The sequence below is a fragment of the Streptomyces sp. NPDC059452 genome (assembly GCF_042750035.1).
GTDB lineage: Bacteria > Actinomycetota > Actinomycetes > Streptomycetales > Streptomycetaceae > Streptomyces.
Genome location: NZ_JBHYVE010000019.1, coordinates 45,810 through 59,109, shown reverse-complemented (window position 1 = coordinate 59,109; position 13,300 = coordinate 45,810). Strand labels below are relative to the sequence as shown.

General features: G+C 71.6%; 11 protein-coding genes and 1 tRNA gene. 7 read left to right on the top strand and 5 right to left on the bottom strand.

Going from position 1 to position 13,300, the window contains the following annotated elements; all coding sequences use genetic code 11:
* Nucleotides 1–80 precede the first annotated feature (80 nt).
* The 4 genes from ACFW9Z_RS23965 to ACFW9Z_RS23950 all read left to right on the top strand — a co-directional run bounded on the left by ACFW9Z_RS23965 (nucleotide 81) and on the right by ACFW9Z_RS23950 (nucleotide 4,999).
* Complete coding sequence (locus ACFW9Z_RS23965; protein WP_384644242.1) at nucleotides 81–485, top strand: PPOX class F420-dependent oxidoreductase; 405 nt, start codon at nucleotides 81–83, stop codon at nucleotides 483–485.
* 165 nt (nucleotides 486–650) lie between these two features.
* The gene (cysS, locus tag ACFW9Z_RS23960) at nucleotides 651–2,051 is read left to right on the top strand and encodes a cysteine--tRNA ligase (protein ID WP_384644240.1); all 1,401 of its coding nucleotides are present in this window, start codon (nucleotides 651–653) and stop codon (nucleotides 2,049–2,051) included.
* A gap of 112 nt (nucleotides 2,052–2,163) precedes the next feature.
* A complete protein-coding gene (gene rlmB / locus ACFW9Z_RS23955) occupies nucleotides 2,164–3,120 on the top strand; it encodes a 23S rRNA (guanosine(2251)-2'-O)-methyltransferase RlmB (RefSeq protein ID WP_384644238.1) in 957 nt (318 codons plus the stop codon).
* A 241-nt stretch (nucleotides 3,121–3,361) separates the two neighbouring features.
* On the top strand, nucleotides 3,362–4,999 hold the full coding sequence (locus tag ACFW9Z_RS23950; protein ID WP_384644236.1) for a DoxX family membrane protein: 1,638 nt from the start codon (nucleotides 3,362–3,364) through the stop codon (nucleotides 4,997–4,999).
* Between the two features lie 151 nt (nucleotides 5,000–5,150).
* Here the strand turns inward: ACFW9Z_RS23950 and ACFW9Z_RS23945 are convergent, their stop codons facing one another.
* From ACFW9Z_RS23945 to ACFW9Z_RS23935, 3 genes are all read right to left on the bottom strand, one after another.
* Entirely contained in the window at nucleotides 5,151–5,867 is a 717-nt protein-coding gene (locus ACFW9Z_RS23945) for an NDP-sugar synthase (RefSeq protein ID WP_384644234.1), read from the bottom strand.
* Between the two features lie 63 nt (nucleotides 5,868–5,930).
* Nucleotides 5,931–6,344: a hypothetical protein gene (locus ACFW9Z_RS23940; protein ID WP_384644232.1), complete on the bottom strand. Its 414-nt coding sequence runs from the start codon at nucleotides 6,342–6,344 to the stop codon at nucleotides 5,931–5,933.
* A gap of 308 nt (nucleotides 6,345–6,652) precedes the next feature.
* Complete coding sequence (locus ACFW9Z_RS23935; RefSeq protein WP_384644230.1) at nucleotides 6,653–7,789, bottom strand: ABC transporter ATP-binding protein; 1,137 nt, start codon at nucleotides 7,787–7,789, stop codon at nucleotides 6,653–6,655.
* Between the two features lie 178 nt (nucleotides 7,790–7,967).
* Between ACFW9Z_RS23935 and ACFW9Z_RS23930 the strand changes: the two genes are divergently transcribed.
* Nucleotides 7,968–8,041 (top strand) — tRNA-Thr (locus tag ACFW9Z_RS23930).
* 253 nt (nucleotides 8,042–8,294) lie between these two features.
* Entirely contained in the window at nucleotides 8,295–9,977 is a 1,683-nt protein-coding gene (locus ACFW9Z_RS23925) for a PAS domain-containing protein (protein WP_384644227.1), read from the top strand.
* A 159-nt stretch (nucleotides 9,978–10,136) separates the two neighbouring features.
* Here the strand turns inward: ACFW9Z_RS23925 and ACFW9Z_RS23920 are convergent, their stop codons facing one another.
* Nucleotides 10,137–11,528, bottom strand: coding sequence for a sensor histidine kinase (locus ACFW9Z_RS23920; RefSeq protein WP_384644225.1), 1,392 nt, complete (start codon nucleotides 11,526–11,528; stop codon nucleotides 10,137–10,139).
* Complete coding sequence (locus ACFW9Z_RS23915) at nucleotides 11,525–12,256, bottom strand: response regulator transcription factor (protein WP_384644223.1); 732 nt, start codon at nucleotides 12,254–12,256, stop codon at nucleotides 11,525–11,527. The genes ACFW9Z_RS23920 and ACFW9Z_RS23915 overlap by 4 nt, the downstream gene beginning before the upstream one ends.
* Nucleotides 12,257–12,348: 92 nt before the next feature.
* On the opposite strand from ACFW9Z_RS23915, the gene ACFW9Z_RS23910 reads away from it, so the two are divergent.
* Nucleotides 12,349–13,008 (top strand): hypothetical protein, encoded by a 660-nt coding sequence (locus tag ACFW9Z_RS23910; RefSeq protein WP_384644221.1) that lies wholly within the window; start codon nucleotides 12,349–12,351, stop codon nucleotides 13,006–13,008.
* The last annotated feature ends 292 nt before the right edge of the window (nucleotides 13,009–13,300 follow it).

Here is a 13,300-nt window from a genome sequence, read left to right as displayed (position 1 = left end):
GTGACGCGGGAATAACCGAGGGCGCGCGCGGTTTGGGGGAGGAACACAGGACCGCATCAGCCACCAGGAGGACGTACGCCATGACCGCCGCACTCTCCACCGAGCTCAAGAACCTGCTCGACACCCCGGTCTTCGTCCACATCGCCACCATCCAGCCGGACGGCAGCCCGCAGGTCTCCCCGGTCTGGGTCAAGCGCGACGGCGAGGACCTCCTGATCTCCACCACGGTCGGCCGCCGCAAGGAGAAGAACCTCCGCCGCGACCCGCGCGTCACCGTCGTCGTCCAGCCCTTCGACGCCCCGTACACCTACGCCGAGATCCGCGGCGAGGCGGAGCTGACCACGGAGGGCGGTCCGGAGCTGATCAACGAGCTGTCGCTGAAGTACACCGGCAAGCCGTACGTGGAGTTCAACCCGGCCTCCGTCGAGGACGACCCCCGGGTCGTGGTCCGGATCACCCCGCGCAAGGTCGTCGGCCGCATCTGAGAGCCCCCGCAGGCCCCGAAGCCCCCGCGAAAGCCCCCGAAGAGACCCCAGAGACCCCCAAAGAGCCGCCCGGGAGGCGGTCCGGACCAGGCCGGTATCAGAAAGTTGTCCCCGCGATCGCCCAAGGGTCGCGGGGCACTGGTGTCGGCCTACTACCCTTGAGACGTGACTATTCGCCTGCACGACACCAGCGCCCGGCAGATCCGTGACTTCGTCCCGCTCACCGCGGGCTGTGTCTCGATCTACCTCTGTGGCGCTACCGTCCAGGCCGCACCGCACATCGGGCACATCCGTTCCGGGCTGAACTTCGACATCATGCGCCGCTGGTTCACCTACCGCGGCTACGACGTGACCTTCATCCGGAACGTCACGGACATCGACGACAAGATCATCAGGAAGTCCGCCGAGCAGGGCCGCCCCTGGTGGTCGATCGGTTACGAGAACGAGCGCGCGTTCAACGACGGCTACGACGCGCTGGGCTGCCTGCCGCCCACCTACGAGCCCCGTGCCACCGGCCACATCACCGAGATGATCGAGATGATGCGCGGCCTCATCGAGCGCGGCCACGCCTACGAGGCGGACGGCAACGTCTACTTCGACGTCCGCTCCCTCCCCAGCTACCTGGAGCTCTCCAACCAGGAGCTGGACGAGCTGCGCCAGCCCTCCGGCGAGGGCGAGACCGGCAAGCGCGACCAGCGGGACTTCGCCATGTGGAAGGCGGCCAAGCCGGGCGAGCCGAGCTGGGAGACCCCCTGGGGCCGCGGCCGGCCCGGCTGGCACCTGGAGTGCTCCGCCATGGCCCACAAGTACCTGGGCTCCGCCTTCGACATCCACGGCGGCGGCATCGACCTGATCTTCCCGCACCACGAGAACGAGATCGCCCAGGCCAAGGCGTACGGCGACGAGTTCGCCAACTACTGGGTGCACAACGCCTGGGTCACCATCGCGGGCGAGAAGATGGCGAAGTCGCTCGGCAACTCCGTCCTCGTCAGCGAGATGGTCAAGCACTGGCGCCCCATCGTCCTGCGCTACTACCTGGGCACCCCGCACTACCGGTCGATGATCGAGTACAGCGAGGAGTCCCTGCGCGACGCCGAATCCGCGTTCGCGCGGATCGAGGGCTTCGTCCAGCGCGTCACCGAGAAGGCCGGGGAGGTCGTCGCCCCGGCCGCCGAGGTGCCGCCCGCCTTCGCCGAGGCGATGGACGAGGACCTGGGCGTGCCGCAGGCCCTCGCGATCGTCCACACCACGGTCCGCCAGGGCAACAGCGCGCTCGCCGCCGACGACAAGGAAGCCGCCGTCGCCCGCCTCGCCGAGGTCCGGGCCATGCTCGGCGTCCTCGGGCTCGACCCGCTCGACGAGCACTGGGCGGGCGAGGGCGACCGGGGCGAGGACCTCCACGGCATCGTCGACACCCTCGTACGGCTCGTCCTCGACCAGCGGCAGTCGGCCCGCGAACGCAAGGACTGGGCCGCCGCCGACGCCATCCGCGACCAGCTCAACCAGTCCGGACTGGTCATCGAGGACAGCGCGAGCGGTCCGCGGTGGACGCTCGGCCCGCGCTGAGCGACCCCCTCTGAGCAGCGCAATGGTGCCGCCCGGCGATCCGGGCGGCACACTGGGACGTACACGGTCTACATCTCCATGTAGATCGCAGATTTACAGGAACAGGTAGGTCATGGCCGGGAACAGCCAGCGCAGGAACCGCCGCACGTCCAACAAGAAGGGCGCGCAGGTCGGCAGCGGTGGCCAGCGACGCCGTGGCCTGGAGGGCAAGGGCCCGACCCCGCCCGCCTCCGCCCGCAAGGGACACAAGAAGAACCGGGTGGCCAACGCCCAGGCCAAGCAGGCGGCCGCCCGCCGCCCCGCGCCCCGGCGCGGCGGGGTGAAGGGCACCTCCGAGATGGTCGTGGGCCGCAACCCCGTCTACGAGGCCCTGCGCGACGGCGTGCCCGCCACCACGCTCTACGTACAGCAGTACATCGACAACGACGAGCGCGTCCGTGACGCCCTCAAGCTCGCGGCCGACCGCGGCAACATCAACCTGATGGAGGCCCCGCGCCCCGAGCTGGACCGGATGACGAACGGCCTGAACCACCAGGGCCTCGTCCTCCAGGTCCCGCCGTACGAGTACGCGCACCCGGAGGACCTCACCGCCGCCGCGTACGACAACAACGAGGACCCGCTGATCGTCGCCCTCGACGGTGTGACGGACCCGCGCAACCTCGGCGCGATCGTCCGCTCGGTCTCCGCCTTCGGTGGCCACGGTGTCGTCGTCCCCGAGCGCCGCGCGGCCGGTATGACCGCCGGTGCGTGGAAGTCCTCGGCCGGTACGGCGGCCCGCACCCCGGTCTCCCGGGTCACCAACCTGACCCGCGCCCTGGAGGGCTACCAGAAGGCGGGCCTCACGGTCGTCGGCCTGGCCGCCGACGGCGAGCACACGGTGGAGGACCTGGAGCAGCTGGCCGGTCCCGTCGTCATCGTCATCGGCAGCGAGGGCAAGGGCCTCGGCCGCCTCGTCGGCGAGACCTGCGACTACCGCGTCCGGATCTCCATGCCGGGCGGCGCCGAGTCGCTCAACGCCGGTGTCGCGGCGGGCATCGTGCTGTACGAGGTGGCGCGCCGCCGCGGATAGCGGAACGGGGTGTCGTACCACCGGTACGGACAGCGGGACCGGCAGCCGGTACGGAAGCGGAACCGGCCGCCGGTACGGCGTTCGCGCGAGACCTGTTACGGCAACGGGCTCGGCCTCCCGCCGAGTTGACGCGCGAACGCCGAACAGGGTTCCAGGATGCCCGAGTTTGGCCGGATCTTGACGGGTCTCGGACACATCGGGCCTGTCAAGGCAGTGTCCTAAAGACCCATCACTCGGTTAGATGAGTGTGGACACCAGAACGCCTCGGTTCGACGAGCAACCCGCCCTGAGCATGACCAAGGTGGACAGCGACCCCGCGCAGGTCATCGTCAACCACGCCAGCTTCCGGGTGCAGCTCGCCCCGGGCCAGCGCGCACGGCTGCGCGGCCTCGCGGACACGGCCCGCATCCCCGCCATGAGCGGTGCCGGCGGCGGACGCAGGCGGGCACCGGTCGTCTGGAGCGGCAGATCGGCCCCGGGCGACCCCGGCGCCACCGGCCTCCTCCAAGCCGTACGCAACTCCACCGCCGGACACCTGGACACCGCGCTCACCGCCGGAGCCGCCGACGGCCACGCGGCGGGCGCGACCCAGGTCATCCCGCTCCTGGAGGAGACGCAGCCCAACCCCGTACTCACCGCACCGCAGCAGCCCGGCCGCACCGGCCCCCTCCTGCCGCCCATGCGCCAGGCCGTCGGCGCGTACGACTCCGTCGACGACGAGCCGGACGGCCCCGGCGCGGACGACGACGGCTACGAGGAGAGCCCCGAGACCCGCGCCCGCCGCCACGGCAACGACCCCGTCCGGCACGCGTACTACCCCGGCCACCGGATGAACCTCGGCGTCGTCCTGCTCCCGATGCGGGTCCTGCTCGGCTTCATCTCCATCTACGCGGGCATGGGCAAGCTCTGCGACCCCGTCTACTTCGACGGCGGCGAGCGCGGCTCCATGGTCACGTGGCTGACCTCGCTGCAGCCCTGGGCACTGGCCGAACCGCTCCGCGACTTCGCCCTCGCCCACCCGGTCGGCGCCGGACTGACCGTCGCCTTCCTCCAGGTCGTCGTCGGCGTTCTCACCGTCCTCGGCCTCTGGCAGCGCGTCGCCGCCTCCGTCGGCGCCCTGCTCTCCGCAGCCCTCCTGGTGACGGTCAGCTGGCGCACGGTCGCCGTCTACGACGCCCCCGACATCATCCTCCTGGCCGCCTGGAGCCCGCTGATCATCGCGGGCGCTCCCGTCTACTCCGTGGACGGGCGGCTCGCCGGAGAGGCCTGGCGCACGCTCGGCCCCCGCTCCGAGCTCTGGGACCTCCGCCGCCGCGTCCTGCGCCGCGGAACGGTCGTGGCCTCCGTGGTCATCGGCCTCACCCTCCTCATCGGCTCCGTCCTCGGCGGCGCCGTACGCTCCACCGAGGTCGTCACCGTCCCCGGCCGGAACGACTACCCCACCAACCGCCTCCCCGGGATGCCGCTGCCCCAGGAGTCCACCGGCGAAAGCCAGGCCTCCCGTACCCCCCAGGAGCAGGAGCGCCGCCCCGAGCCCACCAGCTCCGGCGAGGCCACCACCCCCGTCACCGGCCAGGTCACCCCCGGCGCCACCCGCGACTCCGGCGGCGGCCAGAGCGCCGGGGCGGGCACCCAGCCCAGCGAGACCCAGGGCACCGGCCAGGCGCCCCCGCAGCAGACCACCCCCCAGCAGCAACAGCCCCCGCCCGCCGCCACCAGCGCCGGCCCCACCTCCTCCGGCTCGACCGGCGGCGACGGCTCCACCGGCGGCGGCTCGGAGCCGGAAGCCCCGCCCACCTCCGGCGGCGGCGAGGGCACGCCCCCGGGCGGCTCCACCGGCGGCGGCGCCCGCAACCCCATCGGCGGCCTCCTCGGCTGACGCCGACCGGCACCGGACGGAGAAACGGAGAGGGCGGCCCCCACCCGGCATCGGGTGGGGGCCGCCCCTCTGTCTGACCTGCCTGACCTGCCTGGTCTGTCTGGCTTCTCTCTGTCCGGCGCCTCTGCGGGGCAGCTTCTCCGGCGGGTTGTCAGCCCGCCTGAGCGCCCAGTTCGCGCGCCGCCTCGGTCAGGTCCTTCGCGGTGTCGATCGCCCGCCAGTACGCCCCGTGGGGCAGCGGGTAGCCGGCCAGCCGCCGCTCCCGGGCCAGCCGGGGGAAGGTGGTGCGCTCGTGGTCGCCCCGGTCCGGCAGCATCGCCGTGAAGGCGGGGGAGAACACGTACACCCCCGCATTGATCAGATACGGCGAGGGCGGTGACTCGATGAAGTCCGTGATGTGCCCGAACGCGTCCGTCTCCACGGCGCCCCACGGGATACGGGGCCGGGCGAGGGCCAGAGTGGCGGTGGCATCGCGCTCCGCGTGGAACGCGGCCATCTCACGCAACGAGAAACGCGTCCAGATGTCCCCGTTGGTCGCATACCAGGGCTGCTCCGGATCGGGCAGCCGCCCGGCCGCGTACTTCAGCCCGCCGCCACGGCCCAGCGGCTCCGTCTCCACCACGGTGGTGACCCGCAGCGGCAGCACGGCGGACTCCAGCCACTCCTGGAGCACCTCGGCGAGATGGCCGCACGAGACCACGGCGTCGGTGACGCCCTCGGCGGCCAGCCAGGAAAGCTGATGGCCGATGATCGGGGTCCCGGTCCCCGGGATCTCGACCATCGGCTTGGGGCGGTCATCGGTGTACGGCCGCAGCCGCGACCCCTGACCACCGGCGAGGATCACGGCCTGCGTCGGATACGTATGCATGGCAGGCACGATATGCGGTGCCCGCGCGGGGCGGCTTCCGACGCCGGCTCCGTACGGTTCGGGTCAGCTGAACTGCGCGACCCCCGAGGCGAACGAGGTGTCGCAGACGGGACGGGAGAAGCGCTGCGCGCGGGTCGGACCGTACTGCTCGACGGCGGCCTTGCCGAGCGCCTTCGCGATCGACATGCAGTGCTTGGCCAGCGACGGACGCTGCTCCACCGCACGCTGGAGGCCCGTCAGGGCGGTGCCCGGGTCCTTCTCCTGGAGCTCGACAAGCAGCTTGTCGCGCAGGACGTCTTGGGCGGCGCGGGGCTTCGCGGGCTTGGACACGGTCTCCGAGGAGGCGGCCAGCAGCGTGGAGTCGTTGTCCGCCGCCGCCCACTGGACGCTGGAGACCGCGAGGGTCCCGGAGAGCACCATGACGACGGGCAGGACGAGGGCGAGGGATCGGCCGATGCGCCGAGCGGTGTGGGTCACGCAGCGAGCGTAGCGGTCAGTGATGGCTCGGCGACATTTCGTCACTCTCGTGGGTGACGGTTTGACGCGTCCTTTCGCATGCCGGGTTGACGAACCAGGGGGAAATGCCCTGTGTGCCGGGGTATTTGACGCGACCCGGCACCGAAACCCAAACCTGCCGCGCGCCACGCAAACGGCCCCGCGCCGCCCTTGGAAGGGGGCACGGGGCCGAAAACGTACGACAGGCTTCGTCAGTCGGCGAGGCTCAGTCGGTGAGGCGCTCGCAGGTGACGGGGCTCAGTTGGTGAGGCGCTCGCAGGCGACGGGGCTCAGCCGGTGAGGCGCTCGCCGGTCGAGGTGGCGAAGACGTGCAGCTCGTCCGGGCGCGGGACGACGTGCAGCTCGGTGCCCTTCTCCGGCACCTCGCGGCCGCCGACCCGGACGACCAGGTCCTTGTGCTCGCCGGCGACCTGCGCGGCGCCGTAGACGAAGGCGTCGGCGCCGAGCTCCTCCACGACGTTCACGCCGACGGCGAGACCGGCCGGCTCGTCCGAGGAGTCCTTGGAGAGGGACTTCGCGGCGGCGCCACCGTGCTCGACGATGTCGAAGTGCTCGGGGCGGATGCCGACCGTGACGGTCGTGTCACCGCGGTCCGCGGCGGCGGACAGCGCCTCACGGGAGACCGGGACGACGCTGTTGCCGAACTTCACGCCACCGTCGGTGATCGGGACCTCGACCAGGTTCATCGCGGGCGAGCCGATGAAGCCGGCGACGAAGAGGTTGGCCGGGCGGTCGTACATGTTGCGCGGCGAGTCGACCTGCTGGAGCAGCCCGTCCTTCAGCACCGCGACCCGGTCGCCCATGGTGAGGGCCTCGACCTGGTCGTGGGTGACGTAGACGGTGGTGATGCCGAGGCGGCGCTGGAGCGAGGCGATCTGCGTACGGGTGGAGACACGGAGCTTGGCGTCGAGGTTCGACAGCGGCTCGTCCATGAGGAAGACCTGCGGCTCCCGCACGATGGCCCGGCCCATCGCCACACGCTGACGCTGACCACCGGAGAGCGCCTTCGGCTTGCGGTCCAGGTAGTCGGTGAGGTCCAGCATCTTGGCGGCCTCTTCGACCTTCGCCCGGATGTCGGTCTTGTTCACACCGGCGATCTTCAGCGCGAAGCCCATGTTGTCCGCGACGGACATGTGCGGGTACAGCGCGTAGTTCTGGAACACCATGGCGATGTCCCGGTCCTTCGGCGGCAGGTGCGTGACATCGCGGTCACCGATGCGGATCGCACCGCCGTTGACGTCCTCAAGACCCGCGAGCATGCGCAGGGAGGTCGACTTGCCACAACCGGAAGGACCGACGAGGACGAGGAACTCACCGTCCGCGATGTCGATCTCAAGCTGGTCCACGGCCGGCTTCGTGGAGCCGGGGTAGACGCGGGACGCCTTGTCGAACGTGACACTGGCCATGCTGAATCTTCTCCTCAACCGGCAGGAACGTGCCGGACGATCCGAGTAGGGAGTGGTCTGGTCCACTCAGGTGAACCTGCGGTGACGTTACCTGGCGTTCATGTGTCCTGTCAGTAGCCCAGGGCACATGGAAATCGCGAACGGTCCAGGTGCATGGTTGGTTACACTGCTCCGGCACGCCTCCTTAGCTCAGCTGGCCAGAGCAACGCACTTGTAATGCGTAGGTCGTCGGTTCGAATCCGACAGGGGGCCCAGCGTGAAGCCCAGGTCGGATCCTGTCCGACCTGGGCTTCTTCCGTTGGGAAGGGGCGAGGGTGAGGGGAGGGTCAGGGGGTGGTTAAGGCGCTCCTAAGGATCGGGCGACGGGGCTCTCACCGGGTGGCGGCGCGGCTACGTTGATCACCGCCCGGAGCGGTCCTCGGTGTCGTGCGCGGACGCCTGCTTCGGGGGGTGAGAGAGAAGCCCGTCGCAGGTGTGAGAGAAGCCCGTCGCAGGGAGTGCCGTTGTGATCAAGCCGTCCTTTTCCGGTATCGGTCGTCCTGCCGCCGCTGTCGACGCTCTGCCGGACGGCCTCGTGTTCGTCGACGGCAACGGCACGGTGGTCGGCGCCAATGCCAGGGCCCTTGCCCTGTTCGAGGTGTCCGGTGCGGCGGCGGTCGTCGGGCTTGGGCTGCTGGACCTGCTGCCCGACTTCGACTGGCGCGATGCCCCCGGCCCTGGCTCCGGTTCCGGGCCGGGGCCCGTGCGGCGGATGAGTGGGCGGCGTACGGACGGTGGTGTGTTCGGGGCGGAGGTCGTCGCCGTCTGCCTTCCGGGGGCCGAGGCCTCCGACCCGTACGGCCCTGGTGACACCGGGCACCTGCTCATGCTCGTCGTCCGGGACCTCGGTGGGGTCCTGGACGCGGAGTCGGCGCTCGCCGATGCGCGGCGGCAGACCGAGGCCGTGCTGCGGGCCGTGGGGGAGGGGGTGGTCGGTACGGATGCCGAGGGCCGGATCGTCCTGGTCAACCCGGCCGCCGCGCAGCTGATCGGTCACCGCGCGAGCGGGCTCGGGGGCAGGGAGCTCCATCCGCTCGTCCTGCACACCCGTGGTGATGGTGAGCCGTATCCGTTCGACGAGTCGCCGCTCGCGGATACGCTCCGCACCGGCCGCAGACACCGGGTCCAGGGGCAGGTGCTGTGGGCCCGGGACGGGGATCGGCTTCTGGTGGACATGACCACCGCGCCGGTCTGCGAGGGGGAGCGGGTCGTCGGGGCCGTCGTCACGTTCCTCGACCGCGGACCCGACCGGCGGCTCGCGCACCGGCACGCGGCCGAGGTCACCGCCCAGGCCGAGCGCCACGGAGCCGAGCTGCGCCGCCTTGAGCAGCGGTACGAGGAGCTGGCCGGGCGCCACCGGCAGCTGGCCGGGGCCGTCGTCGGCGCCCGGCGGGGGCATCTGGAGGAGCTGCGTACCGAGCTGGTGGCCGTGGCGGCCGACGACGCCTGTCATCTGTGGCCGGAGGCCGGGCGGCTGCTGGGGCGGCTGGCCACCGGGTACACGCGGATGGCCGTGCTGCTCGACGACGTGCTCGATCAGCAGCGGATCGCCGCCGGGGAGGAGGAGCTGCGGCGGGAGGTGGTGGATGTCGGGCGGGTCGTGGACGAGGGGGTGCGGCGGTCGGTGGAGCTTCTGGGGCATGGGCGTACGAGGTTCGCGCTGCGCTGTCCCGGGGTCGAGGCCGAGGTGGACCCGGGGCGGCTGGCGGTGGCCCTCGCTCATCTGCTTGCCGATGTCGCGGGTGGGGACGCCGTCGCGGAGGTGGATGCGTTGACGACCGTGGTGGTGGCCGGGGAGGGGAGCGGCGCCGTCCGTATCGAGGTGCGCGGCCCGTACGCCGGGGGCGACCCCCTTCACCAGTCGGTCGTGAGCGGGATCGTGGGTGCTCATGGCGGGGTGGTGCAGCGGTACGAGGCGCCGGGGGTGGGCGGTGCTGGTGTTGGTGTTGGTGTGGGTGGTGGCGCTGGTGTGGGTGTGTACGTCGTTGAGCTGCCGGGCCGGGACGTGAGCGGCGCGGCGGAGCTGCTGCCCTGCGCGGATGCTCTGCCGGGTGCGGGTGCGGGTGCGGGTGCGGGTGCGGGTGCGGTGCTGTCGTCGGGGCGCCGTCGACGGCGCGCTCGGCATGCGCTGCCCGGCCCCGGGCTCTGAGCGGGCGTCGTGGGTCGGTGTCGGTGTCGGTGCCGGTGCTTGGGTTTGGGCTGGTGGCGGTGCCCGGGTCTGGGCTCTGAGTGGGCGCTGCGGGCCGGGGCCGGGGCTGGGGCCTGGGCCTGGGTCTGGGGCGGTACTTGGGGTTGTGTCGTGCGGGGGTCAGCTTGATGTGACGCCGGGGCGTCTGCGGCGTCGGGTCGGTCTGCGGTCGCGGAGGGTGGGCTGTTCCTCCGGCCGGGCGTTCAGCTGGATCCACACCCGGATCTCCGCCCCGCCGTACATCGAGTGGCCGATGCGTACGTCGCCGCCCGTGGCTTCCGCCATCCGCCGCACGATGTCCAGGCCCAGCCCCGTCGAGCCGTCCCTGTCGCCGTCGTTGCCCCGGGCGAGTGCGGCTTCGGGGTCGGGGATTCCCGGTCCGGCGTCGGAGACGAGGATGATCACGGCCTCCTGGCTGTGGTGCATGTCCAGGGAGAAGGCGGTTCCTTCCGGGGTGTGCTGGAAGATGTTGCCGAGCAGGGCGTCGAGCGCGGCCACCATCTCGGCGCGCGGGACGGGCACGCGTACGGGGGCGTTGACACCGGCGACGCTGATGGGACGCTTCTCGTCCTCGGCGAGGGCCGCCCAGAAGTTCATGCGTTCGTGGATGACCTCGGAGGCGTCGCAGCCGGTGCCCACGGCGGGCCCGGACGTCTGCGGCCGGGCGTCGCGGGCCGCGCGGATGATGGTGTCCACCTCGCGTTCCAGGTGGGCGACGGCGGCCCGGGTCTGGTCGGCGGCGGTGCCCTCGCCGAGTGAGGCCGCGTTGAGCCGCAGCACGGTCAGCGGGGTGCGCAGGCGGTGGGAGAGGTCGGCGGCCAGTTCCCTTTCGTTGGCGAGGAGCTGGACCACCTGGCCGGCCATGGCGTTGAAGGCCACGGCGGCCCGCTGCAACTCCCGGGGCCCCTCCTCGGGGACCCGTACCCCCAGGCTTCCCCGGCCGAGCTGCTGGGCGGCTCCGGCCAGGCGCTGGGCCGGCTGGGTCATCCGTACGCCGAGCCGGTCCGCGACGACGACCGAGCCGGTGATCAGGGCGATGCCGACACCGGCCAGCACCAGCCAGGCCAGGGCCACGCCGCGGCTGAGCTCGTCCTCCGGTACGAACACCTCGACGATGCAGATCTTCCCGGCGCCCAGGGCGAAGGGCTGGAGGAACGCCGAGCCGCCGGGCACCGCGGTGATCCCGGCGTGCCCGAGGTCGCGGGTGACCTCCACCGCTTCGTGGCTCACCCGCACGCGGCCCATCTCCAGCTCCGAGCCGCCCCCGGAGACGGGGAGGTGGAGGGCCATGCGTCCGGCCGCTCCGGCTTCGGTGGACAGGACGGCCTGGAGCAGCTGTTCCCGGTCGGTGGTGATGGAGAGGGTCGGGCCGAGTGCGTTGGCCTGCCGTTCGGCCTGGGAGAAGGCCCGGTCGGAGGCCATCTCCTTGACGACCAGGGCGAGCGGTACGGCGAAGGCGAGGACGACCATGCCGGTGACCGCGAGGCAGACCTTGATCAGGGCCCATCTCACCGCGGTGGTTCCAGTTTGACGCCGACGCCCCGGTAGGTGTGCAGGTAGCGGGGGCTTGCCGCGGACTCGCCCAGTTTCCGCCGCAGCCAGGAGAGATGGACGTCCACGGTCTTGTCGGCGCCGTAGGGCTGGTTCCACACCCGGGCCAGCAGGTCCTTGCGCGAGACGACGGTGCCGGGGCGCCCGGCGAGGTAGGCGAGCAGGTCGAACTCCCTGCGGGTCAGGTCGAGTTCGATGCCGTCCAGGGTGGCGGCGCGGCGCTGCGGGTCGACGGATATCCCGCCGACGCGGATGACCTCGGGTATCGAGGTGTGAGCGGTGCCGCTGCCGACGCCGCCGATGCCGCCCGTACCGGAGCCGGAGCGGGAGCCGGAGCGCCTGAGTACGGCGGCGATGCGGGCGGTGAGGTGCTCGGCGGAGAACGGCTTGGTCAGGTAGTCGTCGGCGCCGTCGTTGAGCAGACGTACGATGCCGGCCTCGTCGTCCCGGGCCGTGGCGATGATGACGGGGACGTCGGCGATGCCGCGGAGCATCTTCAGTGCCTTGGAGCCGTCGAGGTCGGGCAGTCCCAGGTCCAATATGACCACGTCGAAATGGAGTTGGGAGATCTCGCGCAACGCCTCCAGTGCCGTGCCCACACTCCGCACGCTGTGGGAGGCGTCGGTGAGGTGCCTAATGAGGGCAGCGCGAACGAAGTGGTCGTCCTCGACCAGGAGCACACTAGCCATGAGCGGAACCGTACGCTATTCAATGAAACGTTCTGCAGCCACTTCGGCGAAGAATCCTCACCGGTCCATGGACCACGATGCGACGGCTCACGATGCGACGGCTACTGAAACGACTGCCACTGAAACAGGTAATTGCCTGGACGCTGTCCACGGTGGCGGCGGGCATGTTGTCGTGGTGGGGCGTCCATACCGTGATGGAGGCCACCGCCTATCCTCCGCCGGTCGCGGTCGCCCTGACGGAGGAACGGGTGGATGCGGAGTCCCGGTCCACGCCCAGGCCTTCCTACAGCTATCGGCCGAACACCCCGGCGGACTCCCCCGATCCGGCCCCGGCCGGTGAGGAGAGCGAGCCTTCGGGGCGGCCGGAGTCGAAGCCCTCGGAACCCTCAGAGCCTTCAGGGCCCTCAGGACCCTCGGCGGACGCCGGGGCGCCCCCGGTGCCGGAGCGCGGCGGGGCTTCCCCGTCGGGCGGGCCGAGCGGGGGCGCGGTGGCGGACGGGGCGCCGGGGGGCGGGTCCGGGAGCGCCTCGGGGGAGGTCAAGGGCTATGCCGTCGACGGCGGGCGGGTCACCTTCGACATGGGGCGGGACAGCGCGGAGCTGGTCTCGGCGACTCCGAACGCGGGGTGGCGGATGCAGGTTTGGCACCACCCCCAGTGGATTCGGGTGACCTTCACCCGGGGCGAGCGCGAGATCAATGTCTTCTGCAGCTGGCACGAGCATCCGCCGCTCGTGGAGATCGAGGGGCAGTGATGGGGGCCGCAGCCCGTATGGGCGGCGGCGGGCCGCGCGGGCGGCTTCCGGTGCGGCTCCATGCGCGGCCCCCGGCTTGGCTCCTGGTGTGGTGTCGGCTCCCCGCGTCCGTAACGATCCGGAGTCGGCGGCGTTAACCGGGCCTCGTCCGCGTCGAACGGGCCTCGGATCCGGCGGAGGCCTCCGCCATCAGCGGGACTTGTGCCCGTGCATGGCCCGACGCCGTCGTCGGACGTGTCGTGGGGCATGCCGTCGGGTCGCCTCTCTCCCCGCCTTATCGCTCTCTTAACCG